The organism is Nocardia canadensis (assembly GCF_032656385.1).
Lineage (GTDB): Bacteria > Actinomycetota > Actinomycetes > Mycobacteriales > Mycobacteriaceae > Nocardia > Nocardia canadensis.
The window spans coordinates 820,182-846,417 of the sequence record NZ_JAVCWB010000008.1 but is presented as its reverse complement, the minus strand read 5'-3'; the positions used below and the strand labels follow the sequence as shown (position 1 = coordinate 846,417).

Below are 26,236 nucleotides of genomic sequence, written 5' to 3'. Positions count from 1 at the left end.
TGGTCGCACCGAAACGCCGACGGGGGTTGAGCATGCCGAATTCCACAGCACAGGGACGCAGTGCCGGAATCGTGGGAGGTGGCATCGGCGGCCTCGCCGCCGCGATCGCACTGCGCAAGGCGGGCTGGCAGGTGACCGTCTACGAGCGGTCGCCCGGGTTCACCGAAGCGGGCGCGGGAATCTCACTGTTCCCCAACGCGCTCACCGCACTCGACGCACTCGGCATCGGCGCCGAGATCCGCGCCGCAGGAGTCGGTGCCGTTCCCGGCGCGATCCGCAATTCCGCAGGCCGCGCCCTGTTCACCCGCTGGGCGAAACCACTGCCGGGCGGTTTCGCCGTGCCGCACCGCGCGGAACTCATCGCACTGCTCCTGCGCGCACTGCCGGACGAAAGCCTGCGGCCGGGGAGCACGATCGACGACGTCGACCCGGACGGAACACTGCGCGTCGACGGAGAGACCGTGCGCCACGACCTGATCGTGGCGGCCGACGGAGTGCACAGCGCGATCCGGCAGCGCCTGTGGCCCGGCGACACCGCCGTCCGGCACACCGGAATCACCGCGTGGCGAGGAGTCCTCGACACTCCCGCTCCCGACTTCGTCGGCGGCATGGTCGGCGTGCGCGCGGAGTTCGGCGTACTGCCGATGCCGGGAGCCCGCACCTACTTCTTCGCCGCCGCCCAGCCCGGCATCGACAGCCTCGACCACTTCGCCGACTGGGCCGCGCCTGTGCCCGACATCCTCGCCGCGGCCGACCCGGCGCGCATCCTGCGCGACGAGTTCCTGGAGGTGCCGGTGCCGCGCACCCTCACCCTCGGCAAGGTCGCGTTGGTGGGCGACTCGGCGCACGCGATGCGCCCGGAACTCGGGCAGGGCGCGGCCATGGCACTCGAAGACGCGGTGACCCTCGCCGCCCACGCACCCGACCTGCGCGCGTATTCGAAGGCGCGACGGCGGCGGGTACGGACGGTGTCGTGGCTGTCGCGCCAGGCCACCGGCAACAACATGCCCGATTCCCCGCGAAGCGCGGCCATCCGCGACGCCACCGCCCGGGTCGTGCCCGATGTCGTGGCCCTCTCCGCGACGTCGCGGCTGTTCCGCTGGCGGGCGCCGATCATCCACGTACTCTGAAAACGTGGCGGTTATCACTACCGGCCCCACCGTGTTGGCAACGGTCGTAATCAAAACGTTAGGGTTCAGGCATGGTACGTCACGGAGCAGCACACACCGACTCGGACGTGCCGAATGTTCCTCTCCCCCAGCAACATCCGGCACGCCTCGAACTCGTCGACACCCCCGAAACCCCGTCGGACCCCGCTGACGACCATTTCCCACGACTCGGCGACACCAGTTTCCTCACCACCGCGGCCCGGCACCGCCTCGCCGCCTTCATCCACACCAAGCTCGCCGAGCTCGCCGAAATGCCGTGAACGCCCGCCGATGACCTAGGCTCGAACGCCAGGAGTCATCGGCGGCGGACTGATTCACGCGAGGAGTGGCGAGGTGAGCGGCAGCGACGCAGCGGTCGTCCTTCCCGAACAGGTCCGGACCGAACTGCGGCGCGGCGTGCGCAGCGTCCTGGTCGACACGGCCGCGCTGCGCCTGGTCCGCGAACGATTCGACGACGGCCAAGCCGCCGCCCTGCGCCGCTACCTCGAAGCCTCCCAGTCCGCGAACACCCTGCGCGCCTACCGTACCGACTGGATCGCCTGGGCGGGCTGGTGCGCGGCCGAGCACCGGCAGGCGCTGCCCGCCGACCCCCTCGACGTCGCGGTATACCTGGCCGCGGCCGCCGACGCCCGGCGCGACAACGGCTCCTGGGCCTTCAGCCCCGCGACGCTGGACCGCAAGTCGGCCGCCATCGCCGCCGTGCACGCCGCCAACGGATTACCCTCGCCGACCCGCTCCGACGTCGTCCGGCTGACCCTGCGCGGCATCCGGCGCACCCGCCGCACCCCACCGACTCGCAAACGACCCGTCCTGCTGCACACCCTCGACCAGCTGCTCGCCGAACTCCCCGACGCCGGCTGGCCCACCGAACCCGCCCGCCGCCGCGACGCCCTCGCCCTGCTGGTCGGTTTCGCCGGCGCTCTGCGCCGCAGCGAACTCGCGGGCCTGCGCGTCAGCGACGTCCATGTGCGCACCGACCACTCCACCGGCGAACCACTGCTCGTCGTCCATCTGCCGACCACGAAGACCGACCCGACCGGCGTCGCCGAACAGCGCATCGCCCTGCCGCGCGGCAAGCATCCCCGCACCTGCCCGATCTGCGCCTTCGCCGACTGGGTGCGCCTCCTGGAAGTGCACGCGGCAGCGGGCGACCTCGGCACCCGTTCCTGGACCGCCGATCACCCCGTCCCCGATACCACGATTCACCGCTGCCACGGCTTCACCGGCACGCCCCTGGCGACCGACACCGAGCGACCACTGTTTCCGACCATCAACCGCCACGGCTCCATCGGCGCGTCCCCCTTGTCCGGCCGAGCCGTCGCTGAACTCGTCAAACGCTACGCCGCCCGCGCCGGCCTCGACCCGGACCTGTTCTCCGGTCACTCCCTCCGCGCCGGATTCGCCACCCAGGCCGCCCTCGGCGGCGCCAGTGACCGCGAGATCATGCGCCAGGGCCGCTGGTCCAACCCCCGTACCGTCCACGGCTACATCCGCACCGCGAACCCCCTCGAGGACAACGCCGTCACCAAACTCGGCCTCTGACACCCCGCTGGCACGGTGGGTAGCGTCGTGTCAGTCAGCGATGCGGTCCAGGCGGAAGATGCGGAACTCGCGACCACCGGAGCGTTCGAACTCCATCTCGTAGCCGGGCCAGAACTCGACGGCCTGGTCCCATACACGCTTGCGCTCGACGCCGGTGATCTCGGCGACCGTCACCGGGAACGCGGAGCTGCTGTTGTAACGGACCGAGGCCGTGCGCGCCGCACGCAGGTTCGCCGACCACGCCGGGTGCTCGGGCTTACCCCAGTTGGACCCGACCAGATAGAAGCCGTCGCCGTCGGGGACGCACAGTAGCGAGGTCGTGCGCGGCTGCCCGGACTTGCGCCCGACCACGGTGACCTCGATCGACGGCAGGCCGGCCAGATCCAGAACTCCCCACCGGCCGCCACTGAGCTTGCGGAGCAGTCGTTCGGTCGGCAGCACGATGCCCGCGCCGCGCATCACCCAGGGCTGTGCCGCGAATTCACGTGCGAGGGCAGGTAAGGGATTCCACGCCATCCTCGAATCCTGTCTCGAGCGGAACGGATACCTCGACTCGGGACCGGCCGCTGAGAGGCAACTCACTCACCTTCCCGGAGTGCCGGGGGCGACATGCGGAGCGCTGCCGCCCGCTCCCTCGTCCATGCGAGTGAGCGGTGATGGCATGAGGACATGTCGAGAACGTGAGTGGGTTGAATGGGGTAGGTGGGCTTTAATAGATAGATGCGCATATCTACGTAACATCATGTCTCAAAAGCGAGTTCGCCGCTCTTCGGGCGCCGCACCGACGCGATTCCCGGAATCCGTGGTCCCGATGACGCACACTGGACCACTCCCCCACCTTTCCTCTCAGGAGCGAGTGCCATGCCCTCCCCCAGCGGTCGCCGATTCCTCGCCGCCGTCGCCATGGCCGCCACGGCACTCCTGGCAGCCAGCCCCTCCCCTGCCATCGCCCGTCCACCGGCGCCGACTCACCTCGCGTCACTCGGCCCCGAATTCCTTTGGGGCGTAGCCGCTTCCGGATTCCAGGCCGAAGGCGATGCGCCGGACAGCAATTGGCGCCGTTACGCGGCCTCGGGCGCCACCCAGGACCCCTATCTGAACTCGGCGGACTTCCGCACCCGGTACCGCTCCGACATCGCCCTCGCCGCGGATCTCGGTGTGCGCGTGTACCGCATCGGCATCGAGTGGGCGCGGGTGCAACCACAACCCGGCGTCTGGGACGAGAGCGCACTCGCCTTCTACGACGACGTCGTGCGCGCGATCACCGACGCGGGGATGCGCCCGATGCTCACCCTCGACCACTGGGTGTACCCGGGTTGGACCGCCGACCGTGGTGGCTGGCGCGATCCCGAGATCGTGTCGAACTGGCTCGCCAACGCGCGGGCGGTGGTCGACCGTTTCGCCGGCGTCGACCCCCTGTGGGTGACCTTCAACGAGCCGACGTTCTACCTGGTCAACGAAGTGCGCAAGGGCGGGATCGGCGTGGCCGACGCCCCTGCCATGACCGACCGAATCGCCCAGGCGCACAACAACATCTACGACTACATCCACTCCGTGCAGCCCGGAGCGCGGGTCACCAGCAATATCGCCTTCATTCCCGGCGTCGACGACGCGGTCAGCGGGCCACTGCTCGACCGCATCGCGGCCCGTCTCGACTACATCGGCATCGACTACTACTACGGCGTCTCCCCCACCCAGCTCACCGTCCCCGACTTCGACCGACTCTGGACACTGCCCCTGCAATCCGAAGGCATCTACTACGCCCTCGACCACTACGCCCGCCGATTCCCCGGCAAGCCGCTCTACATCGTCGAGAACGGCATCCCCACGGAGAACGGCCTCCCACGCGCGGACGGCTACACCCGCGCCGACTCCCTGCGCGACACCGTCTACTGGCTGCAGCGCGCGGTCGCCGACGGGATCCCGCTGATTGGCTACAACTACTGGAGCCTGACCGACAACTACGAATGGGGTTCCTACACACCACGTTTCGGGCTGTACACGGTCGATGTGCTGACCGACCCGACGCTGACCCGTACCCCGACCGACGCTGTCGCGGCCTACCGCGCGATCACCGCGGGCGGCGGCGTCCCCGCCGACTACCGCCCGACCCGCGCACCGGTCCCGTGCTCGCTGGTCGACGCGGCGACGAGCTGCACCGATCCCGTGTCGGTCCCTCGGTAGCGGTTTCCGCGCGTGCCGGGTGCTCTACACTCGGGCGGGTGTCGAGCGCAACGTCACGCCCCTCCAGCGCCGTGAGCGGCAGACAAGCCCGATGGCAACCGCACAACGACAGCCGCCGGGAGCGGATCGTGCTGTCGGCGGTCGAATTGCTCGAGCAGGCGCCCGCCGGGGTCGAGGTGCCGATCGTCCAGATCGCCGAGCACGCCGGCCTCGCGAAATCGGTGGTGTACCGGCAGTTCGCGGGCCGCGACGAACTCGACCGGCGGATCAGGAGCGAGATCGCCGACCGCTTCGTCGCCGACATCGAAGACGCGCTCGACATCGCGGACGGATCCATCAACAGCATTCTCGTGCGCACGGTCGGTGCCGTGGTCACCTGGATCGAGGACCACCCCCGGCTGCACGAGTTCCTGCGGACGGGTCCGTCGGACGACGACTCCGAGATCGACGCGATGAGCGCGCTGATCGGCACCATCGCGGCGTCGACCCGGGCGCTGGTCACCGGCCTCGCCGGTGTCGTCGGCGTGAGCGACGACGGCTCGGCCGACACGATGACCTTCGCCATCGTGTCGATGACCGAGGCCACCGTCACCCGCTGGGCCAACGACCCGCAGCCGGTGCTGACCAGGGACCAGTTGATCGAGGAGGTCGCCTCCTACGCCTGGCACGTGGTCGACGGTGTCGCCCGCCGCCACGGCCTGACCCTTGATCCCGATCAGCAGCTGGTCGAGATCATCACCCGACTCGCCACGAGATGATCCGCCGTCAGGCGACCCGGCGATGTCCGCGCTCGGGCTCGCTGCGGTAGCGCGAGGCCGGGCCGTCGACACCGAGCGTGCGCCACAACCGCCGGGCGATCGGATTCATCAGGCCGAGGTCGTCGGCGAGCTTGCGCATGTCACCGAAGTAGCCCGACAGGATCTTGCGCGAGTGCTCCGACTTCCAGAACGCCTGCTCGATCACCTCGTGGGGAATGCCGAATTCGCGCTCGAACGACCGCGGTGGCGCCATGATCTCTCCGGCCAGCCAGCGCATGGCGATCGGGAACGCCACCGAACACGCGCCCCGGTTGAATTTGCCCATCCGGCTGATGTGCGCGGCCAGGAACTCACCGGCGAAGGAGATGTGCCGCGCTTCCTCCGCGATGTGGATCTCCATGGTGCGCAACACCATCGGCGGCATGGACGCACCCTCGCGGATGACCGCCTTCTGATAGTGATCGATCGGTTCCTCGCCGCCGAGGATGCCGATGAACAGGATCGTGTGGGCGTAGCCGCCCGCGACACCGATCAGCGGCGACAGCGCCTTGAACATCGGGCGCATACCGGGCACGTCCACCCCGATGCGATTCACCAGCTCCTGGAACATCTGGATGTGGTTGCACTCTTCGGTCATCTCGTGCAAGCAGTACCGGAACTCGGGCGAGCCGTTCGGCAGCTTCATGATGTACTGCATCATTCCGCGGATCAGGATGCTCTCGAAGGCCGCGCCCACCTTGATCGTGTTCGCGATTCGCCATTTCCCGATCGCGATCTGCCGATCCAGCGGCTGGTCGCGATACCACTGCGTGGCACCCAGCGGGTCGACGTCGGGCGAGAGAACCCAGCGCACGTCGTCCGGGTCAAGGGCGAGCTCCGGCGAATCCCAGTCGATATCGAGGTAGGGATCGAAATGCCGGTCGACCGACCCCTGCGAGAGGGTCGCCAGCGCATCTCGGTACTCCTCGGTGATGAGTCCGCCACGGCTCGATTCGGTCAGCGTCATCGGTGCCTCCTCGGTTCGCGTCCGGCGTCGGCGCTGTAAGCGTCGTCACACCGGTTGATCCGAGAATAACTGAGACCCACAGTCCCACACAACCCGCCACACCGACTTGTGACCGCCGACCGCGAACCGCTATTCGACGAGAAGCACGACCAGCCGGCGCGCGAGATCGGCATCGCCGGGACCGCCCAGCCAGACCAGGGGGCGGCGGGGGTCGAGGCGGTCGAGGGCGTCGGGCAGGGAGCCGAAGACACGCTCGGCGCGCAGGACACAGACCTGAGGAACCACTTCGGAGACGTCGGGACCGCCGTCGACGTCGAGAGCGAGAGAGCCGGTCGAGGCGTCGCCCGCCACCGCGTCGCGGACGACGGCGTCGCCGGAGTCCGCCGCACCCGAGCCGCGGTGCACGACCTCGTGCCCGGGCGCGCTCGCCCAGTGATCGAGCCAGGCCGGGCCCGGTTCGACCGCGGCCTGGACCGAGCGCACGCTCATGCCGTACAGGACGTCGGCGACCGCGGCCGGGAGGCCGGCGAGGTCGACGGTACGAACGAGCGAGCCGTGGTCGCGCAACCGTTCGGCGAACTCGGCCAGGACCGCGGCACGCTCGGCGGGATCGACATCGTCGCCGTGCCGTGAGGTCCGGCGCAGAGGGACTCGGCGCTCGTCGTCGGGTAGGTCCAGCAGCCCGTCACGGACGCGACGCAACATCTCCTCGCGAGAATTCACTCGGGCACTCCCGTTCGTTGGCGACGCCGGTGGACATCGCCGTACACACATCTCTCTTTCCACATACCGTGGGAATCACCTCGTTCGCTACGGTACCGACCGGTCCACAGTAGGCGGTCCGCCACACCGGACCGAATGGCTAGTTCACGGCTACTCGACCGAACCCGAGCATTCGCAGCATCTGGTCGATCTGGAGGTCGAACACCTCGGCCCGATCGGCGAAGGTGTCGCGGCCGTACATGTCGAAGACATCGAAGTTCACGGCGCCGAACAGGGTCGTCCAGGCGGTGAGGCCGCCCACGATCAACCAGTCCGGGGCGGTCATGCCGAATTGCTCCCGGATTGCGGTGAAGTCGGCCGACGTGGCGGTCGACACGACCGGCTCGACGGCGGGAGCGCCGAGCTGTCCGGCGCGGAAGGCGCTGTCGATGATGCCGAGCAGCGTCGCGATCACCCGGATTCCGGGGGTCTCGGTGTCCTCGGCGGGGGCGGCGTAGCCCGGCACCGGCGTGCCGAACAGCAATCCGTACCAGGCGGGCTCGGCCAGCGCCCAGGTCCGCACCGTCCGGGCGACCACCCGGAACCGCGTCGCCGGGTCGTCGGGCGCGTCGGCCAGTGCCGCGTCGACCGCGTCGCCGAGCGCGTTGTAGCCGTCGACGACGAGCATCGTCAGCAATTCGTCGCGGCTGCGCACGTACCGGTACACCGCCGACGACACGACCCCCAGATCACGGGCGACGGCGCGCAGCGACAGCGCGGCCGCACCCTGCGACGCCAGGTGCTCGCGGCCGATCCGCTTGATGTCGGCGAGGGTCTGGGCGCGCGCCAGTGCCCGCGGCCCCGGTCGATCGGTACTCATCCCCCGATCATCGCGCACCCGCGGCCCGGTCCAGTCGCCGCCGCTGGGCTGTGTCGTCGGCCGGCTCGACGACCCCGGCCGCGCGTTCGATCTCCGCGGCGAAGGTCGCGCCGCCGACCTCCCAGGCCATGGCCAGGAACTGCTCGCGGAACCGGCTCAGGTCGACACCGATGTCCTCGCCGCCGTAGCCGGTGCCCGCGGCGGCGCGCACCGTGCGCACCACGTCGTCGGCCAGATCGGCGATCCGCTCCCGGATCAGCGTGCGCAGGACGCCGCTGAGCGTGATGTCGGTGCCGACGTCGTAGAGCACGAGCGCGCCCTTGAGCATCGGACGGTCGGGCACGAACCAGGCGTCGTCGCGACGTTCGAGATAGCCCGCTCCGATGAGCTCGGCGAGGACGTCGGTGCCGCGGTCACCGAGCAGCTCGATCAGCTCGGCGTCGTCGACGATCACCGCCCGTTCCCCCGCCTGCACGGCGCGCGGATCGAACAGCGTGCGCCAATCGCCCGCACCGGGCGACGGCTCGGCGTCGAACACCTCGCGGATGGCGTCCAGGCGCAGCCCGCGGGCCTGCATCGCGACGATGTCGCGCAACCGGTCCAGGTGCGCGTCGGAGTAGACGACCTCCTTGCCCGCGCGGCCGGGTTTCGGCAGCACGCCGAGCGAGTGGTAGTAGCGGATGGTGCGCGCCGCGACGCCGCTGACGTCGGCGAGTTCCGCTCGGGTATATCGGGGCACCCGACCAGCATAGGGCCGCCCGCGCCGGACTTTGACAGCTCTGGCTGTCGACGTTAGCGTTACCGAGGTCACTGTCGACACCGATCGAGGAGCCCTCGTATGTCCGATCGCACCACCGACTTCGACGTCTTGATCGTCGGCTCCGGCTTCGGTGGCAGTGTCACCGCGCTGCGCCTGGTCGAGAAGGGCTACAAGGTCGGCATTCTCGAGGCGGGTCGCCGGTTCGCCGATGACGAACTGCCCAAGACCAGCTGGGACCTGCGCAAATTCCTGTGGGCACCCAAGCTCGGCTGCTTCGGCATCCAGCGCATCCACCCCCTGCGCGACGTCCTGATCCTCGGTGGCGCCGGAGTCGGCGGTGGTTCGCTGAACTACGCCAACACCCTCTACGTGCCGCCGGAGCCGTTCTTCCAGGACGCCCAGTGGCGCGACATCACCGACTGGCGCGCCGAGCTCACCCCGTACTACGAGCGGGCCCAGAAGATGCTCGGTGTGGTGCGCAACCCGCACATGACCCCCGCCGACGAGATCTTCAAGGCCGTCGCCGAGGACATGGGCGTCGGCGACACCTTCGTGCAGACCCCCGTCGGCGTCTTCTTCGGTGAGCCGGGCAAGACCGTGGCCGACCCGTACTTCGGTGGCGCGGGCCCCGAGCGCACCGGGTGCGTGGAATGCGGCGACTGCATGGTCGGCTGCAAGTTCGGGGCCAAGAACACCCTCGTCAAGAACTACCTGTACCTCGCGGAAAAGGCCGGGGCGCAGATCATTCCGATGACGACCGTGACTGCCCTGCGTCCGCTGCCCGACGGCACCTGGGACGTCGCGACCGAGCGCACCGGCGCCTGGGTCCGCAAGGACCCCAAGACCTTCACCGCCGAGCACGTCGTGCTGGCCGCGGGCACGCTCGGCACGCAGAAGCTGCTGCACTCGATGCGCGATCAGGGCGTGCTGCCGAACCTGTCGGACAAGCTCGGCCTGCTGACCCGCACCAACTCCGAGTCCATCGTCGGCGCGGCGACCAAGACGCTCGCGCCCGGTCAGGATTTCACCAAGGGCGTCGCGATCACGTCCTCGATCCACCCGACGCCCGACACCCACGTGGAGCCGGTGCGCTACGGCAAGGGCTCCAACTCGATGGGCCTGCTGCAGACCCTGATGGTCGACGGCGGCGGCAAGGTCCCGCGCTGGCTGCGCTTCCTCGGTGTCGCACTCCTGCATCCGTTACTGCTGCTGCGCTTCCTGAGCGTGAAGAACTGGAGCGAGCGCACCATCATCTCGCTGGTGATGCAGCACCTGGACAACTCGATCACCACCTACACCAAGCGCGGGCTGTTCGGTGGACGCAAGCTGACCTCCAAGCAGGGCCACGGCGAACCGAATCCGACCTGGATCCCGGCGGGCAACGATGTCACCCGTCGCGTCGCGGAGAAGATCGGCGGCGTCGCGGGCGGCACCTGGGGTGAGGTCTTCAACGTCCCGCTCACCGCGCACTTCCTCGGCGGTGCCGCGATCGGCGCCGACCGCGACCACGGCGTGATCGACGCCTACCACCGCGTCTTCGGCTACCCCACCCTCAGCGTCGTCGACGGCGCCGCCGTCTCGGCCAACCTGGGCGTGAACCCGTCGCTGACCATCACCGCCCAGGCCGAGCGCGCGGCCGCCTACTGGCCGAACAAGGGCGAGGTCGACACCCGCCCCGACCAGAGCGCCGGCTACACCCGCATCGACCCGGTCGCCCCGCACCAGCCCGCCGTCCCGGCAGGCGCCCCCGCCGCCCTGGTCCTGCCGATCATCGAGATCCGCAGCAAGGAGCAGACCGCGGGCTGACCCCCGTCCCGAAAATCGGCCCCGGACAACGGTTCACCCGTTGCCCGGGGCTGTTTTGTTTCTGGTCACGGCAGCTCGGCCCGGGATTGCGACCCGGGCGGGTGACGCCAGCGCAGACGAGTCTCCTGCCGACATGTAGTTGTGCGATCGAACTAATTGGTTGTACGGTCGAACTATGTCGAACGAACCTGCCGCGAACCCGGACGTCGATCGTCTGCAAAGCGGCGTTGTCGCCTTCGTGCGAGCGTTCGGGTTGCACCAACCCGACACGACGCCGTGCGGGCAGACGATCCCGATATCCCAAGCGCATGCACTGACCGAACTCGCCGCACGGCAACCGATCAACCAGTCCGAACTCGGCATGATCCTGCGACTGACCAAAAGCACGGTCAGCCGGATGGTCGGGCTGATGGAAGGGCGCGGCTGGATCGAGCGAGTCCGCGGCGGCGCGGCCGATGGACGCATGGTCCTACTGCGGCTCACCGACAGCGGTGAGCGGGTGGCCGCGGACATCTCGGCCGCCCGGCGCACGCGAATGGAGACCTTCCTCGGCCGCATCCCGACAGCGCAGCGAGACGCTGTGCTGCAAGCACTTTCGACCCTGACAGAGGCAGCAGATGAACATTGACAACATGTCCGGCCGTACCCGTGCCGTGGTATCGGTCTTCCTCGCGCTCATCGTCGCCGCCGGCGGACTGTGGTGGGCGTCGACACGGGAAGTCTCCCCGTCAGGCCTGGTGGAACGGCGGGCCGAGGTCGCCGACCGAGGCGCCGCCGTCATGCCGTTCGATCTGACCGAGACCACCCACTCCTTCGTGCCCACCCCCGACGGCGGACAGCAAACCGTCACCGCCAACGACCTCGCCGGGACAGAGCAGACCCGGCTGATCCGCGAACACCTCACCGCAGAGGCAGCGAAGTTCGCCGCGGGCGATTTCACCGATCCCGCAAGAATTCACGGCGACCAGATGCCCGGACTGGCCGAACTCCGGGCAGGCGCGGGTCGCATCACCGTTCGCTACGAGGAACTGACCGCCGGTGCGGCCCTGCACTACTCCTCGGCCGACCCCACACTGGTCGACGCACTGCACCGATGGTTCGAAGCCCAATCCAGCGATCACGGTACCGATCACCACAGCACCGATGTCGGTCTCCGTTGAGCCGGCCTGTTCGTTTCCCTCCGGCCGACCAGCAAACGGGCGGACGCTCAACCAGAGGTTCGACATCGGCGGCACCCGCGTATCGCGCCGGAAACCGACACCGCCTCAGCGTTCGCTCTGTGTGGTTCCCGACGCCGGGATGGATGGTGTGACCAGTGCCGAGTACTTGTGCTCGGCGATGATGTCGCTGAGCCGGAACACCGCACGCGGATCCGGCAGCAGGTGGCGTTTCGCGAACACGGCAAATCGGGCCAGGCGGCGTACCGCGCAACTGAACGCGGCGGGCGGGCGCGGGATTCGGAGGGTGTCGAGGACGTGTTCTTCGGAGAACGCCAACACCAGCCAGCGCCCGAACCAGCGCAGTGGCCGCGGGAACCAACGGGTCGCGAACTGGTCGACGAGTGCTTCCGCCAGTCGTCGGCCGGCCGGCGAATACGCGAACTCTGCACCGTATTCGTAGGATTCGAGGAACTGTTCCATGTCCCGCCAGGTACCCGGGATATCGGTCACACCGAGGTGTTCGGACACGCCGCGCCAGTGGATCAGCTGGGCGCGGCGCTCGTTCTCGCTCAGTCCGGGAGCTCCGACGACCTGTCGCAGCAGGCGCTCGTAGATGAGGGTGAAGACGGCGGCGCTGTGCTGGAAGGTATGCATGGGCATCGGCCAGTTGCGGGCAACGCCGGAGTGCCAGTTCCGTACGTAGCCGAGGCTTTCGACGCTGGTGGGGCTGGATACGCCGTCGTCGACCCAGGAGAAGAGGTGGAACATGGTTTCGTCGGCGCGCCGGATTCCGTGGCCGTAGAGCATCCCGGTGCCGTTGCGGTCCACCGATTCCGCCGAGACCGGCGGACCGGCGAAACGGACGAATCCGACGGTATAGAACAGGTGCACCGCGAGCAGGCTCTTCGGGAGGAGCTGGCAGCTGGTCAATCTCACGATCCGTTCGCTGTCCACCTCCGGATCGAGTCGTTCGATCTCGGTGCGAATCCAGTGGAAGCCACGCTTGTCGTTTGCCATCGGGGTACTCCTGTCAATCGTTCACTACGGCGGGGGTTTCGGACTTCGGCTCCGCGTCCGTGGCCGGACTCGTGCGCAGCAAGGCGATGGTCAGCACGGCGCCGATCGCGGCCAGCGCGGCGGCGCCCGCGAAGGCGACGTTCAGGCCCGTCCGGTAGGCGTCGACTGCCGGGGACTGCCGAGCCACCACATCGGCGAGCAGCAGAACAGCCGTGACTCCGACCCCCGATCCGACACGCTGTGCGGTGTTGACGATGCCCGCCGCGATCCCGGCGTCGCTCTTGGAAACGGAGGTGACCGCGGGGACGGTGACGCCGACGAACGCGGCGGGCAGGCCGACGCCGAGCAGTACCGCACCGGGCAGCACGTCGATCAGGTAGTTGCCATGCTCGGGCAGACGAGCGAACCAGGCCATGGCCAGCGCCTGTAGCCCGAGGCCCGCAGCCAGCACCCGCCAGGCACCCAGCCGATCCAGCGCGTACGGGATCAGCGTCCGGGAGACCACCACGTTCACCACGGCCACCGGTAGCACCGCGAGGCCGGAGACGGTCGGACTGTAGTGCTGAGTGTTCTGCAGGTACAGCGCCAGCAGGGCGAAGGTGGGCACGTGCGCCGCACCGACCAGCGCGTTGACTACGGCCGACCCGCTCACCTGGCGAACGGCGAACAGCCGCAACGGCATCAGCGGATGCGCGCTCCGCGCCTCGAGGAGTACGAAGCCCGCGAGCAGCGCGAGCCCGGTCACCAGCAGACCCGACGCCGCGGTGCGCGTCGACTCGTCGCCGAGGGCGCCGAGGGCATATCCGGTGATCAACAGCCCCACCGTGCCGGTGATCGCACCCGGCACGTCGAGCCGACGCAGCGCCCGGACGGATGGCGCCGGATCCGGCGGGAGCACTCGGACGTAGGCCAGCGCCAGCACACCCACGGGCAGGTTGATCAGGAAGATCGACGGCCAGCCGAACAGATCGGTGAGTGGTCCGCCGACCGCGGTGCCGATGGCCGCGCCCGCCGCCCCCATCGCACTCCACACGCCGAAGGCGCGGTTGCGTGCCGCGGGTTCGGTGAACGTCAGGGTGAGCAGTGCCAGTTGCGCGGGGATGACCACGGCCGCGCCGAGGCCCTGCAATGCCCGGGCCGCGATGAGGACCGCCGGGGTCGGCGCGAATCCGGCCAGCGCGGACGCCACCGTGAAGACGGCGAGCCCGCCCGCGAACACCCGGCGTGGTCCGAGCAGATCGGCGGCGCGCCCGCCGAGCAGCATGAATCCGCCGAAGGCGAGGAGGTAGGCGTTGGTCACCCAGCCCAATCCCGCTTCGTCGAGCCCGAGGTCCGCGCCGATGCTGGGCAGCGCCACATTCAGCACGGTCGTGTCCAGGAAGACCACCAGCTCGACCATCGTGATCAACAGCAGGACCAGCCGGTCCTTCGGCGCGAGTACAACCTTGCTCGGCATGAGCACAACCCTTTCGCTAGAGCGTAACTCTAGTCAGATTTCACTAGAGTCATGCTCTAGTCAAGTAGTATGCGAGGCATGACAGGCAAGAACACCGGTGTGCGAGCAGCCAGGACAACGGCCAACCGAGAAAAGATGCTGGCAGCGGCACGGGAACTGTTCACCACCCGCGGCTACACACCGACCACGATGAAGGCCATCGCCGATCAGGCCGGCATGGCGGTGCAGACGCTGTACTTCACCTTCGCCACCAAGCGCGCGATCCTGTCCGAACTACTCGACGTCGAGATCGCCGGCGACACCGAACCGGTCGCCACCATGGACCGTCTCTGGTTCACCGAGGCCCTCGCAGCGGCGCCCGCCGAGCAGATCCGGCTTCAAGTCGCCGCGGCGGCAACGATTTTCGCTCGGGTCAGCCCGTTGCTCGAGGTGATTCGGTCGGCCGCGGCGACCGACCCGGAACTCGCCGAGATCTGGGAAACCAACGTCGCCCAACGTCACCTGGTCCAACTTCGTCTGGCCGAGGCCCTCGCCGGCAAGACGACGCTGCGTGGTGGCATCACCGCTGCCCGCGCCGCCGACATCGCTCTTGCCACACTGGCCCCCGAGACCTACCGCCTACTCGTCCACCAACGCGGCTGGACGGATGCCGAGTGGGCGTCGTGGGCCACCGACGCGCTCACACGGCAACTGCTCCCCTCAGCACGACTCCGCGGCGACTCCGTCGAAGCGCTCGCGCCCGAGGAGACCCGGTGAGTGTGCTGGTCCTGGGCGGATACGGAGCCGTCGGAGGCCATCTGGTACGGCTACTGCGCGCACGAGGTGTACCGGTGCTCGCGGCCGGACGCGATGCGGCACGCGCGGACCGCGTGCTCGACGTCGCCCTGGTAGACAGTGTCGTCTCCGCTCTCGACGGAGTCTCGATCGTGGTGAATTGCGCAGGCGTCGAGGACATTGGGCTCGCGGAGGCGTGCGCCTGCCGCGGGATCGCCTTCCTCGAGATTTCCGCGACCTCCGGCTACGTGCAGGCATTGGAGCGCGTCGAGGGGCCTGTCGTGCTGGGGGTCGGATTGGCGCCCGGCCTGACGACCCTGCTCGCCGTCGACGTGCTCTCACGCGACCCCGGCCCCGTCGACATCATGGTCGGTCTCGGTTCCGGGGAACACCACGGCGCCGCCGCCACCGCCTGGAACGACCGGCTGATGGGACAACACTTCCCCGACCCCGACGGCACCAGCGTCCGCAACTTCACCGAACCCGCGCAATTCACCATTCCCGAATACACGGGGATACCGGCCGTTTCCCGCGCTGCGCGCCGACTTCGTCGACCAGCACCGACTCACCCGCGAATTCGCAGTACCAGTCCGCAGCTACCTGAGACTGGACTCCCGCCTCGCCACCGCCGGGCTGGCAGCACTCACCTGGGCACCCGCACTACGGGCGGTGGTTCCGCATCGAATGCCCGGCGGCGACAGATGGGTTGTGCTCGTGCGAGCCTTCGATGGGTCCTCACGCTGGGCCAGCGGCCGTGGACAATCGCTGGCCACTGCCGTGGTCGCCGCCACCACAGTCCGGGAGATGGCGCGCCACCGCATAACCGCGCCGACATGGATTCACGAACTTCTCGAGATCGAGCTGCTTCGGCATGATCTATCAGCGATCGGTGTCAGGTTCTGACAATCGCTTCGCCTTGTCCTCCCCGCGGCGCGGATCAGCTCGCCCGCCGACTCGGAGACTGTCCTCGCCGGTAGCTTCGTCCTCCCGATCTCAGAGGGCGTTGATCCGGGCCAGCGCCTCGAATGCCAGGTCCGCGGCCTGCCACAGGGCGGTGATCTCGGTTCGGACGGTGGGAGCGAGGGCGGGGTCCTGGAGGGCTAGGCCGTTGGTGAAGATGACGACGTTGGCGCCGAGATCAGCGGCGATGAGCAGCTGTTCGGTCGCTACTCCCGCGCCGAAGAGCTGGTCGAGTCCTTCGCCGACGAAGTAGAACCGCCACAGCGGGCCGAGGTCGGCCCCGTAGACGGCCTTGGTGCGCTCGACGATCAGATCGCCGGCGGCGGCGATACCGGCGACGATCTCGAAATAGTCCGGCGCGTTCTCCGGCCGGCTGCCCACGGCCGCAACCGAATACGTCAGGTCCACGGTCAGGTGGGCGTTGTAGCCCGCCATCGCGGTGCGGGCGCGCGAAGCGCCGCAGTCCTGCGCGAGCGCGAAGTAGTGGGCCCACTGCGGCTCGGCGACGCCGCCGGTGAACTCGGCGTACAGGTTGTCGAGGAAGCGTCGCAGCAGTTCGGTACTGATCGCGTGCGCGTACTCGCGGTCGACGAACGCGCCGGGGTCGCGCTGCAACGGCATGACGGCGGCGTATTCGACGCCGTCGAGCCCGATTGCGAACAAGCCGCGCAGATCTCGGTGGTCGACGAGGATCTCGGTGATCCGATGATGCCGGGCGACGGCGTCCTCGAGGCGGGCGAGACCGTCGGCGCCGGTGATCGTCGAGGTGTCGGAAAGCCGCACGATCTCGGCGATGTCGGCGGCGGACAGTGTCGACCCGCAGGCGGTGTCACGCACCGCCGCGCTCGCCGGTGCCGCGACTAGCGCGGGCAAGGTCATGATCACGGCCGCGGCGAAGGCGGCGATCCCGCTCGAAACATGCACCCGCAGATTTCATCATTCGCACGGCCGAACCGCAGCGCGCGACACGGCGACCGGCGCGTCCACTGCCACGCACCTCGCGTGCAATAGCCTGGGCGGATGCCGGAAACCATTGCGATTTCAGGGGCCAGTGGACAGATCGGCGGGCGGGTCGCCCGGCTGCTCGCGGACTCGAGCGCACCGTTGCGGTTGCTCGGCCGGCGCCTCGACCGCCTGCCGGCCATCGCGGGCGCGAGCCGGGCGGTCCTCGATTTCGCCGATCCGGCGACGGTGGCACCCGCGCTGGAAGGTGTGCAGACCTTCTTCTTCGTCTCGGCCACGGAGAGCGCCGACCGCGCCGCGCAGCAGGCCACAGTGGTGCACGCCGCTCGGAGCGCGGGTGTCCGGCGCATCGTGTATCTGTCGTTCGTCGGCGCGGCACCGGACTGCACCTTCACCTTCGGCCGCGACCACTGGTACACCGAGCAGGCCATCCGCCAGTCCGGTCTGGACTTCACGTTCCTGCGCGACAACCAGTATCAGGACATCATCCCGCACTTCGCCGATGCCGACGGCGTCATCGCGGGCCCGGCCGGTGACGGCAAGGTGGCCGCGGTGACCCGCGCCGACGTCGCCGACTGCGCCGCCGCCGTACTGGCCTCGACCACCTACACCGGCGAGACCTTCGATCTCACCGGCCCGCGCGCCTTCACGTTGCCGACCGCCGCGGCCGACATGACCGAAATCCTCGGCCGCCCCTACCGTTTCGTCGATCAGACCGTCGAGGAGGCCTACGCCACGCGCGCCGGCTACCACGCGCCGCAGTGGGAGGTCGACGGCTGGGTGAGCACCTACACCGCCATCGCCCAGGGCGATCTCGCCCAGGTCTCCGACGCGGTGCCCGCCCTCACCGGACACCAGGCCACCGACTTCCGGGACTACCTGGCGTCCTTGCCGCACGACGCCTGATCGCCAGGCCCCGTCCTCACGACGCGTGGACCGGCTCGGCGCCCGCGTCCTCGGTGCTCGCGGGCGACGACGGCCACCAGACCCGGTCGCCCAGCAACGCGAACAGCGCCGGGACGACCAGGGTCCGCACCACGAAGGTGTCGAGCAGGATGCCGATACCGACGACGATGCCCAGCTGGGTCAGCGTGATCAACGGCAGAACGCCCAGCACACAGAACACCGCGGCGAGAACGACACCCGCGCTGGTGATCACCGCCCCCGTCGAGGCGACGGCACGCACCATTCCCTGTGTGGTGCCGTACGTTCCGGCCTCCTCGCGGGCCCTGGTCACCAGGAAGATCGTGTAGTCCACGCCCAGGGCCACCAGGAACAGGAAGCCGAACAGCGGCACATTGGTGTCCAGGGCCGGGAACCCGAACACCGTGCCGCTGATCCAGCTGCCCGCGCCGAGCGCCGCCAGCGCGCTGAGCACGGTCACTCCGACGAGCAGCACCGCCGCCGGAACGGCCCGCAACAGCGCCAGCAGCACCAGCAGCACGACGGCCAGGATCAGCGGGATGACCAGCGCCTGATCCCGGCGGGCGGCATCGCGGATGTCGAGCGCCTCGGCATCGGATCCGCCGACGAGCGCCTCGGCGCCCGAAACCGCGCCGACGGCCGAGCGGACCGCTTCGATGGTGGTGAATGCCTCCGCCGAGCCGGGTGCCGCGTCCAGCACGACCGACCAGCGGGTGGTGCCGACCTCGGAGACACCGGACACCGTGGCCCGCGAAACACCCCGCACGCCTTCGAGTGCAGGGCGCACGGCGGCATCGGCGCTCGTCCGGGCGATCACCACGGCGGGGTCCGAGGAGCCGGACGGGAAGTGCTCGGCCATGGTCTCGAGCCCGTCGACCGATTCGGCGTCGACCCGGAACTGTTCGGTGCGCGAGAGTCCGATGTCGGTGGTGGCCAGCCCGGTGGCGAGCACCACCAGGACCGCCGACGCGACACCGGCCACCATCGCGGGCCGCCGCACCACGCGCGTGGCCACGGCCGACCAGACGCCGTGCGCGGCGGTATCGCGACCGTCCGCGGGTGGCACGAACGGCCAGAACACCCTTCGTCCGCACAGCGCCAGTGCGGGCGGCAGGGCCGCGAGGACGAAGATCAGGGCGACGACGAGGCCCGCCGCGGCGAACGCGCCCAGGCTGCGGGTGTTGGGCAGCAGGGCCAGCAACAGCGTCAGCAGCGCCAGCACCACCGTGACGTTGCTGGCGACGATGGCGGGTGCGGCATGCCGCACCGCCGCGCGCAGGGCCATCCGATGATCGTCGTGCCGGTGCAGTTCGTCGCGGTAGCGCGACACCAGCAGCAGGGCGTAGTTGGTTCCGGCGCCGAAGACCAGCACGCTGGTGATCCCGGAGGTCGACCCGTCGAAGGTCAGCCCGGTGACCTGGGCCAGCGCGGTGCCCACGCTCGTGGCGACGCGGTCGGCCAGGCCGACGACGGTCAACGGGACCAACCACAGCACCGGCGAGCGATAGGTGACGATCAGCAGCACCATCACCACGAGCGCGGTGACCAGCAACAGCAGGGTGTTCGCGCCGGAGAACGAGTCGGCGATATCCGCGCCGAAGGCGGGACCGCCGGTCACCTGCACGCGCAACGAATCCGGCAGCTCGGCGGTGAGCCCGACGCGCAACTCGGCGATCCGATCGGTGAGCGCGAAACCGTTCAGCTCCGCCGACACCGGGATCTGCGCGAGGACGGCGCGGCCGTCGGGCGCGGGAACGACCCGCGGTCCCTCGGGCGCGGGCACCCCGGCCCGGGTGAGCGCGGCGTCCACCGCCGCGAGGTCCGGCGGGGTCAGCACGCCGTCGTCGACGCGCGTGGCCACCATGATCGCGGTGGCGGTCCCCGCGTCGGGAAACTGCTCGACGGCTTCGGCCGCCCGTGCCGATTCCGCCGACCCGGGCAGCGACACCGGCGCCTGACCCGCACTGTCGTTGCCGCCGGCCAGCGCCATCACGGCGACCGCGGCAGCGAGCACTACCAGCAGCACCGCCCACGATCGCCTTCCGGTGACCAGTCGGGCGAACCGGTCCCAGCCATTTCCGTCGCTGTCTCCCGTCACGAGGGAGACTATTTCAGAAACTTAACTAATAGGCAATGTCGCAGGATCCGGACGCTAAGCTCGCAGCCGGACAGTGAGAGGAGACAGTGCGTGGGCGAGGACATCGCGGAGCCCGATCCGGCCGTCGACCGGACGGAGCTGCAGACCGAGATCGCCCGGGATCTGCGCGCGCTGACCGCGATCTCGGAACAGATCGGCCACGTCTTCGCACGGTCGAACAATCTGCGCCCGAACGACTTCCGCGCCCTGATGCACGTGGCGACCGCCGACGCCGAGGGCGCGCCGGTCACCGCAGGCCAGCTGAGCAAACTCATGGGCGTGTCCGCGCCCGCGGTGACCTATCTGGTCGAGCGGATGATCGAATCCGGCCATCTCGCGCGAGTACCCGATGCCACCGATCGGCGGCGCGTCCATCTCGGCTATACCGAGGACGGCATGGCCGTGGCGGCCGGATTCTTCGGCCCGCTCAGCGCGCGCGTCCGGGCGGCGCTGGCGGATCTGCCGGACAGCGATCTGGCGGCGGCCCACCGCGTGCTGGTCGGAGTGACGGCGGCGCTGCGCGAGTTCTACACCGAACTCCCGGAGCCCGGACAGTCCGCGGACCAGCACGGCACCGGCTGAGCGGCGATCAGGTCTCGTCGACCGCCGCCGGTTCGGTCGCGGCCGAGGGCACCAGTGAGTAGGCCAGGCAGACGATCGCGAAGAACGCGTACCCGAGGGCCACTTGCGGCGCGGCCGCCCACTCGACCGCGTGGGCGTGGATGAGACCGATCCAGCTCAGTACCGCGCCGATGAGCGCGGCCAGTCCCGCTGCGCGGAAACGCTTGTCGAGAACGAAGGTGACGATCGCGCCGAGCACGAGACCGGCCAGCACCGCCCCGGAGCCGAATGTCTTCAGCCCGTCGTACACCACACCGGCCTGGCCCAGCGCCGCCGACCCGACCTTGTCGGCCGAGGTGCCCGCCGCCGACAACGCGTTGTCGATCTGGGTCACCGCCCACTCCGCGAGATTGGGCAGCAGGGCGGCGACGACGGCCACCGCGTGCAGTCGTGGCACCGCTTGGAAGGCTTGGGCGCCGATCAGCAGGCCGATGTAGAGCAGGATCGGCACGATCGCCGGAATCGGCAGCAGCGTCGCCAGCACTCCGAACAGGCCGAGCAGGCACATGACGCCGATGGTCAGGCCGCTGGCCAGCGAGTATCCGGTGCGCCCGCCGGCGTCCTTCCAGCCCGGGTGGCCGATGTAGACCGCGGGCGGGAACGGGGAGCCGAAGCCTGCCCCGATGATCGCGCCGAAGCCGTCGGCCAGCAGGACGCTGCGCAGGTTGTAGTTGTCCCCGGCCGCCGCGGCGCTCTCGACATTGCTCATCGCCTCGGTGAAGTTGTAGATGCCGAGCGGAATGGCGGTGGCCAGCAGCGGCGCGAGGTTGCTCAATCCGTCGAACAGCAGATCCAGGCGCAGATCCGGCAGGCCCAGCGCGATATCGCTCGCCGCCTGCGCCACATCGGGTGCGGACATGTAGCCGCCGATCCAGCCGATCGCCGTGCCCACCAGCAGCGCCACCAGCCCGACCGGGATATTGCCCGGCAGCTTCACATCGGTGAAGAAGCCGATCAGGATGATGGCCAGCACGGGCAGACCGATCCAGGCCACCTCCCACATCTGCGCGGCGGGCCGCATCGCGATGAAGGTGATCGAGATGCCGGCGAGGGTGCCCAGCATCGCGGCGCGCGGGGTGACCCGGCGGATGGCGGGCCCGACGAAGGCGCCGATCATCACGATCACCCCGATCATGAACGCCCAGGCCAGCCCGGCCGCCCACGCCCGCAACGGATCTCCGGTCGTCAGGTAGATCGGCAGCATCACCACGAACACGACGATGAACATGTGCGGCACACTCGGTCCGTACGGCAGTGCGGTGACGTCGCCGCGATTCTCCCGCCGGGCCAGCCGCCGCGCGAGGACCATGTAGTAGAGATTGCCTAGCACCAGCGCGACCCCGAGCGCGGGCAGCACGGTGCCCAGGACATCACCGCTGGGGATCCGCACCACGGCGATGGTGAGCGTGGTGAGGGTCAAGACGTTGACCAGGATGTTGAACGCCAGACCGAAGAAGGCATTGGTGTCACCGCGTGTCCACCACGGAAGCACCAGGGGCGCAGGAGGTTCGGGGGCTTTGCTGGTGGTGGTCGTGTCGACGGACATGGGCTGTTCCTGTTCGCTAGGCCGTGACTGGTGAAGCGGTGGTGGCCGTCAGCGCGGTGACGACAGCGGTCGAGTCGGCGACCCACCCGAAGATCCCGCCCTGGGCGGCGATCATCGCCAGCCCGACGCGCTGGAACTCGGGGAAGTAGGAGCCGACGCAGTCGGCGACGACCAGGCACTCGTAGCCGCGATCGTTGGCCTCGCGGACGGTCGTGTGCACGCATACCTCGGTGGTGACGCCGGTGACGAGCAGCGAGGTGATCGCCAGCCGGTGCAGTACCTCGCCGAGCTCGGTCGCGTAGAACGCGCCTTTGCCCGGTTTGTCGATCACCACCTCGCCCTCGATGGGCGCGAGTTCGTCGACGATGTCGTGTCCGTACTCGCCGCGGATCAGGATCCGGCCGAACGCGCCCGGGTCGCCGATCCGCTGGGACGGGGTGCCGCGCCGCAATTTCGCGGGCGGGCAGTCCGAGAGATCGGGCAGGTGCCCCTCCCTGGTGTGGATCACCGGTATGCCGGTGGCGCGCGCGGCGGCGAGCAGCCCGGCCAGCGGGGTCGATGACCGTCCGCAGCAGCGCGACATCGTTGCCGAGACTCTCGCCGAAGCCGCCGGGGAGCAGGAAGTCGCGCTGCATGTCGATCACGAGCAGCGCGGTCGTGGCCGGGTCGAAGGGGAACGGTGCCGGGGTGGCGGGGATCTCGGTCATCGGTGGTCCTCGAGGACGGTGGCGGGTGACGGAGTGACAGCGCGGGGTTCGTCGAGCAGGCGGGCGGCGGCCGCGAGGACGACATCGTCGGCCAGGGCGGGCCCGAACACCATGAGCGAGACCGGCCTGCCGTCGCGGGTGGTGCCCGCGGGCACGGCGACCGCGGTGAGGTCGAGCAGGTTGCCGAAGTGGGTGTAGTGCCCGAGGACGGTGTTGGTCGCGATCGGGTCGGCCAGGACCTGCTCGACGGTGAAGGTGGTGCCGATCGTCGGGACGATCACCACGTCGAAGTCCGCCCACAGCCGGCCGACCCCGGCCCGCAGCTCCTGCAACCGCTGCTGCGCGCGGAACACCTCGACCGCGGTGAATCGCTGCCCGCCGGTGAGGATCTCGCGGATCACCGGCAGCATCGAGTCGGGCCGCTCGGCGAGGAAGGTCTCGAACTCGACGAGTCGCTCGGCGACCCACGGGCCCTGGTAGAGCAGGGCGCCGGCGTCCAGGAACGGCGTCAACGTGGTCTGCACGCAGTCGAAGCCGGAGCGCGGCAGGCGATCCCGGGCCGCCAGGTGGGCGACGCGCATCGCCTCGTCGCCGAAGAACTCGAGCTCGGTCGCGGCGGGCAGGCCGACCCGGATCGGTGCGCCGCGATAGCGCGGCCCGCGCGCCCGCGTCCACGGATCGTCGTGGTCGATCCCGGCGATGATGTCGAAGACCAGGTCGAGGTCCTCGACCGTGGTGGCCATCAAGGTCAGGCAGTCCAGCGATCGACAGGCGGGCACCAGCCCGACGGTGCTGATCAACCCGCGCGACGGCTTCCAGCCGACGATCCCGTTGAGCGCGGCGGGCACTCGGCCCGAGCCCGCGGTGTCGGTGGCGACGCAGAACGGCACCTGCCCGAGCGCGACCGCCAGCGCCGACCCGGAGCTCGAGCCACCGGAGATGAGATCGCCACCGAACACGCTGCGCGGCACCGGATACGGCGTCCTGGTGCCGTTGAGCCCGGTCGCGAATTGATCGAGGTTGGTCTTGCCGACGAACAACGCGCCCGCGTCGAGCAGCCGCTGAACCGCGGGCGCGGTGCGGGTCGCGGTGTAGCCGTAGTCCGGGCAGGCCAGCGTGGTCGGGTAGCCGGCGACATCGATGCTGTCCTTCACCCCGAACGGGACGCCGTACAACGGCAGCGCCCGCGCCCCCGGCCTACGCTCGATCTCCGCCGCGGCGGCGAGCAACGCGGCGCGCGGCACCGGGGTGATCCAGGTGCCGTCGTCGCCGCGCGCCGCGACGGCGTCGGCGACCCGCGCGGCCGTTCTGGTCGGCGAACCGTTGCCGTCCTGGTGCTGGGCGAGGATTTCCGTGACCGTGGGGCCTGCCGAACCGATCATGTTGTCGATTGTCGACAAAATGTGTGACGACCGAAGGCGCCGTCTGTATCGGATGTGTTAGCAGATACCGAGTTTCAGGTATGTTTGCTCGCCGTGCTGTCTCAGCGCGGCCTCCGCGGTCGCCGGGTCGTTCGAGGCCACCGCGGCCAGCAACTCCTGGTGGCGGCGCACACCCTCGCGGCGCGCGGCCACCTCGGTCTCCTGTCGCAGATTGCGGGCCATCGCCAATTGCAGCTTCACCAGGATCTGGCCGTACACCTGGTCGAGCTGCCGATTACCCGCCAGCGCCACAATCTCCGCGTGGAAACGGCGGTGCGCGTCGTCTCGGGCGACCCAGTCGCCGCGCCGGTCGGCCTCGGTCAGCTCGTCGAGAGCCGCGCGCACTCCCCCGAGCCCACGGTCCAGGTCGGCGTGGGGCAGCGCGGTGGTCAAGGCATGGCGCTCCAACGCCCGGCGTACTTCGAACAATTCGACGATGTCGGACGCCGACCACACCACCACCCGGTAGCCCCGTCGCGGCAGGTGCTCGATCAAGCCCTGTTCGGCGAGGCGACGCAGCGCCTCGCGGACCGGCGCCCGGCTGATCCCCAACCGCGCGCACAGCGCCTCCTCCCCCACCCGCGCGCCCGGGGCCAGTGCGCCGCTGAGCACCTCGGCCCGCACGTGCCGCGCCGTCATCTCCACCAGACTCGCCGGTAGCACAGTCGAATCGGATGCCGCTGCCGTCATAGGTCGAGTCTACGAACACCGCGGCCGCGCGGCCTCCGCCGCTAGACCAGGCGCAGACTGGTGACCAGCTTCTCGGCCTCCTCGGCGCTCAATTCCCCGCTCGTGTTGCGGTCGACGAGGAGGGTCAGCACGAGCAGGGTGCCTGCGGCATTGCGGAAGGCGAAGGTGTAGACCGAGTAGGCATCGGCCGTGCAGCCGGACAGCTGGGGCTTCCACGGTCCCGTGCTCTCCACGAACTGTCCGGCGACGCCGCTCCGGGTGGTCAACGACCTCGGCGTGGTGAGCTTGCCGCCACTGGGATCCGAATACCCGCCCTCGGCAGCGATTTTCGCGACCGTCTTCGCCGCGGCGGCCGGATCGGACTCCGTGCTCGTGGTGACCGCGGCCATCGCCCGATAGGCGGAGCCGGGGCAGTACTTCTCGCCCTCGGTCGACTGGCCGCGGCCGTCGATGGAACCGCTCGCGGTGGTGAAGCTCATCGTGTCGTAGGAGGGGGCGACCGACCAGGTCGACGGCACGTCGTAGGCGACCCGATAGGTGGGAATGAGCACGCCCTTCGCACCGGGGGTCACCGGGGCCGTGGTGGTGCCCGACAGCGACCCGGTCGGCACCGCCGCGGAGGTGACCGATGTCGGGGACGCGGTGGTGTCGTCGGACGAGCGCGTTCCGAGCACGACGGCCACGATGCCCACGACGACGACCAGCACCGCCACGACCACCACGGCGATGATCACGCCCGCACCGCCACCACCACGGCGCGGCGGACCCGGAGAGGGCTGTGGCACATAACCGTACGGCTGCTGACCGTACGGTGGCTGCCCGTAGCCCTGCGGCGGCGCACCGTACTGGGGTGGCGGATATTGACCCTGGTGCGGCTGGGGGTATCCGTAGGGCTGCTGGGGCGCGGGCTGCGCGTACGGTTCCGGACCGGTCTGCGGCTGCTGCCCCGCCAGGCCCGGCGCCTCCCACCAGCGATCGCTGTCGTCCGCCACGTCGAGTCCTCTCCTGCCACCTGCCGCGACCATCCGGCGGTCAGGCTCTCCCCGTCAGCGT

The 26,236-nt window shown here is 69.5% G+C and carries 25 protein-coding genes and 1 pseudogene; 12 read left to right on the top strand and 14 right to left on the bottom strand.

Annotated features, from left to right (window positions below):
- Window positions 1-71 precede the first annotated feature (71 nt).
- The 3 genes from Q7X29_RS17665 to Q7X29_RS17655 all read left to right on the top strand — a co-directional run bounded on the left by Q7X29_RS17665 (window position 72) and on the right by Q7X29_RS17655 (window position 2,711).
- Window positions 72-1,130 carry an FAD-dependent monooxygenase gene (locus Q7X29_RS17665; RefSeq protein WP_316574759.1) on the top strand — a complete coding sequence of 353 codons (1,059 nt, stop codon included), beginning with the start codon at window positions 72-74 and terminating at the stop codon, window positions 1,128-1,130.
- A 107-nt stretch (window positions 1,131-1,237) separates the two neighbouring features.
- On the top strand, window positions 1,238-1,429 hold the full coding sequence (locus Q7X29_RS17660) for a hypothetical protein (RefSeq protein ID WP_218720097.1): 192 nt from the start codon (window positions 1,238-1,240) through the stop codon (window positions 1,427-1,429).
- Window positions 1,430-1,502: 73 nt separating this feature from the next.
- Complete coding sequence (locus Q7X29_RS17655) at window positions 1,503-2,711, top strand: site-specific integrase (RefSeq protein ID WP_316574758.1); 1,209 nt, start codon at window positions 1,503-1,505, stop codon at window positions 2,709-2,711.
- 30 nt (window positions 2,712-2,741) lie between these two features.
- Here the strand turns inward: Q7X29_RS17655 and Q7X29_RS17650 are convergent, their stop codons facing one another.
- A complete protein-coding gene (locus Q7X29_RS17650; RefSeq protein WP_218720095.1) occupies window positions 2,742-3,227 on the bottom strand; it encodes a nitroreductase family deazaflavin-dependent oxidoreductase in 486 nt (161 codons plus the stop codon).
- Window positions 3,228-3,572: 345 nt separating this feature from the next.
- Between Q7X29_RS17650 and Q7X29_RS17645 the strand changes: the two genes are divergently transcribed.
- Together Q7X29_RS17645 and Q7X29_RS17640 are read left to right on the top strand one after the other, a co-directional pair.
- Entirely contained in the window at window positions 3,573-4,895 is a 1,323-nt protein-coding gene (locus Q7X29_RS17645) for a family 1 glycosylhydrolase (RefSeq protein ID WP_316574757.1), read from the top strand.
- Between the two features lie 38 nt (window positions 4,896-4,933).
- The gene (locus Q7X29_RS17640; RefSeq protein ID WP_316574756.1) at window positions 4,934-5,653 is read left to right on the top strand and encodes a TetR/AcrR family transcriptional regulator; all 720 of its coding nucleotides are present in this window, start codon (window positions 4,934-4,936) and stop codon (window positions 5,651-5,653) included.
- A 7-nt stretch (window positions 5,654-5,660) separates the two neighbouring features.
- Here the strand turns inward: Q7X29_RS17640 and Q7X29_RS17635 are convergent, their stop codons facing one another.
- The 4 genes from Q7X29_RS17635 to Q7X29_RS17620 form a co-directional block, all read right to left on the bottom strand.
- On the bottom strand, window positions 5,661-6,659 hold the full coding sequence (locus Q7X29_RS17635) for an AurF N-oxygenase family protein (RefSeq protein WP_218720093.1): 999 nt from the start codon (window positions 6,657-6,659) through the stop codon (window positions 5,661-5,663).
- A gap of 129 nt (window positions 6,660-6,788) precedes the next feature.
- Window positions 6,789-7,382 (bottom strand): hypothetical protein, encoded by a 594-nt coding sequence (locus Q7X29_RS17630; RefSeq protein WP_316574755.1) that lies wholly within the window; start codon window positions 7,380-7,382, stop codon window positions 6,789-6,791.
- A gap of 139 nt (window positions 7,383-7,521) precedes the next feature.
- Entirely contained in the window at window positions 7,522-8,241 is a 720-nt protein-coding gene (locus tag Q7X29_RS17625; protein ID WP_218720091.1) for a TetR/AcrR family transcriptional regulator, read from the bottom strand.
- A gap of 7 nt (window positions 8,242-8,248) precedes the next feature.
- Window positions 8,249-8,980: a MerR family transcriptional regulator gene (locus tag Q7X29_RS17620; RefSeq protein ID WP_218720090.1), complete on the bottom strand. Its 732-nt coding sequence runs from the start codon at window positions 8,978-8,980 to the stop codon at window positions 8,249-8,251.
- Between the two features lie 99 nt (window positions 8,981-9,079).
- Here Q7X29_RS17620 and Q7X29_RS17615 point away from each other — a divergent pair, with 99 nt between their 5' ends.
- From Q7X29_RS17615 to Q7X29_RS17605, 3 genes are all read left to right on the top strand, one after another.
- Window positions 9,080-10,807: a GMC family oxidoreductase gene (locus Q7X29_RS17615; protein WP_316574754.1), complete on the top strand. Its 1,728-nt coding sequence runs from the start codon at window positions 9,080-9,082 to the stop codon at window positions 10,805-10,807.
- Between the two features lie 175 nt (window positions 10,808-10,982).
- Window positions 10,983-11,435: a MarR family winged helix-turn-helix transcriptional regulator gene (locus Q7X29_RS17610; RefSeq protein WP_316574753.1), complete on the top strand. Its 453-nt coding sequence runs from the start codon at window positions 10,983-10,985 to the stop codon at window positions 11,433-11,435.
- On the top strand, window positions 11,425-11,967 hold the full coding sequence (locus Q7X29_RS17605; RefSeq protein WP_316574752.1) for a hypothetical protein: 543 nt from the start codon (window positions 11,425-11,427) through the stop codon (window positions 11,965-11,967). Before Q7X29_RS17610 ends, Q7X29_RS17605 begins: the two co-directional genes overlap by 11 nt.
- 105 nt (window positions 11,968-12,072) lie before the next feature.
- On the opposite strand, the gene Q7X29_RS17600 is transcribed toward Q7X29_RS17605, so the two are convergent.
- On the bottom strand, window positions 12,073-12,984 hold the full coding sequence (locus Q7X29_RS17600; RefSeq protein WP_316574751.1) for an oxygenase MpaB family protein: 912 nt from the start codon (window positions 12,982-12,984) through the stop codon (window positions 12,073-12,075).
- Window positions 12,985-12,997: 13 nt separating this feature from the next.
- A complete protein-coding gene (locus Q7X29_RS17595; RefSeq protein WP_316574750.1) occupies window positions 12,998-14,440 on the bottom strand; it encodes an MFS transporter in 1,443 nt (480 codons plus the stop codon).
- A 78-nt stretch (window positions 14,441-14,518) separates the two neighbouring features.
- Here Q7X29_RS17595 and Q7X29_RS17590 point away from each other — a divergent pair, with 78 nt between their 5' ends.
- Together Q7X29_RS17590 and Q7X29_RS17585 are read left to right on the top strand one after the other, a co-directional pair.
- Window positions 14,519-15,196, top strand: coding sequence for a TetR/AcrR family transcriptional regulator (locus tag Q7X29_RS17590; RefSeq protein ID WP_316574749.1), 678 nt, complete (start codon window positions 14,519-14,521; stop codon window positions 15,194-15,196).
- Window positions 15,193-16,089 (top strand): NAD-dependent epimerase/dehydratase family protein, encoded by an 897-nt coding sequence (locus tag Q7X29_RS17585; RefSeq protein WP_316574748.1) that lies wholly within the window; start codon window positions 15,193-15,195, stop codon window positions 16,087-16,089. The genes Q7X29_RS17590 and Q7X29_RS17585 overlap by 4 nt, the downstream gene beginning before the upstream one ends.
- Before the next feature lie 118 nt (window positions 16,090-16,207).
- On the opposite strand, the gene Q7X29_RS17580 is transcribed toward Q7X29_RS17585, so the two are convergent.
- Window positions 16,208-17,098 carry a DUF5995 family protein gene (locus Q7X29_RS17580; protein ID WP_316574747.1) on the bottom strand — a complete coding sequence of 297 codons (891 nt, stop codon included), beginning with the start codon at window positions 17,096-17,098 and terminating at the stop codon, window positions 16,208-16,210.
- Window positions 17,099-17,194: 96 nt separating this feature from the next.
- Here Q7X29_RS17580 and Q7X29_RS17575 point away from each other — a divergent pair, with 96 nt between their 5' ends.
- Window positions 17,195-18,043: an NAD(P)H-binding protein gene (locus Q7X29_RS17575; protein WP_218720081.1), complete on the top strand. Its 849-nt coding sequence runs from the start codon at window positions 17,195-17,197 to the stop codon at window positions 18,041-18,043.
- A 16-nt stretch (window positions 18,044-18,059) separates the two neighbouring features.
- On the opposite strand, the gene Q7X29_RS17570 is transcribed toward Q7X29_RS17575, so the two are convergent.
- A complete protein-coding gene (locus tag Q7X29_RS17570) occupies window positions 18,060-20,051 on the bottom strand; it encodes an MMPL family transporter (protein WP_316575379.1) in 1,992 nt (663 codons plus the stop codon).
- Window positions 20,052-20,249: 198 nt separating this feature from the next.
- Between Q7X29_RS17570 and Q7X29_RS17565 the strand changes: the two genes are divergently transcribed.
- The gene (locus Q7X29_RS17565; protein ID WP_308248587.1) at window positions 20,250-20,780 is read left to right on the top strand and encodes a MarR family winged helix-turn-helix transcriptional regulator; all 531 of its coding nucleotides are present in this window, start codon (window positions 20,250-20,252) and stop codon (window positions 20,778-20,780) included.
- 7 nt (window positions 20,781-20,787) lie between these two features.
- Here Q7X29_RS17565 and Q7X29_RS17560 read toward each other — a convergent pair whose 3' ends face one another.
- From Q7X29_RS17560 to Q7X29_RS17540, 5 genes and pseudogenes are all read right to left on the bottom strand, one after another.
- On the bottom strand, window positions 20,788-22,365 hold the full coding sequence (locus Q7X29_RS17560; protein WP_316574746.1) for a regulator: 1,578 nt from the start codon (window positions 22,363-22,365) through the stop codon (window positions 20,788-20,790).
- A gap of 16 nt (window positions 22,366-22,381) precedes the next feature.
- Window positions 22,382-23,072: pseudogene (locus Q7X29_RS17555) on the bottom strand (cysteine hydrolase family protein).
- A complete protein-coding gene (locus Q7X29_RS17550) occupies window positions 23,069-24,454 on the bottom strand; it encodes an allophanate hydrolase (RefSeq protein ID WP_316574745.1) in 1,386 nt (461 codons plus the stop codon). The pseudogene Q7X29_RS17555 and the gene Q7X29_RS17550 overlap by 4 nt, the downstream one beginning before the upstream one ends.
- A 57-nt stretch (window positions 24,455-24,511) precedes the next feature.
- On the bottom strand, window positions 24,512-25,183 hold the full coding sequence (locus tag Q7X29_RS17545; protein ID WP_218720076.1) for a GntR family transcriptional regulator: 672 nt from the start codon (window positions 25,181-25,183) through the stop codon (window positions 24,512-24,514).
- 41 nt (window positions 25,184-25,224) lie between these two features.
- Window positions 25,225-26,175 carry a chromosomal replication initiator protein DnaA gene (locus Q7X29_RS17540; protein ID WP_316574744.1) on the bottom strand — a complete coding sequence of 317 codons (951 nt, stop codon included), beginning with the start codon at window positions 26,173-26,175 and terminating at the stop codon, window positions 25,225-25,227.
- Window positions 26,176-26,236 lie beyond the last annotated feature (61 nt).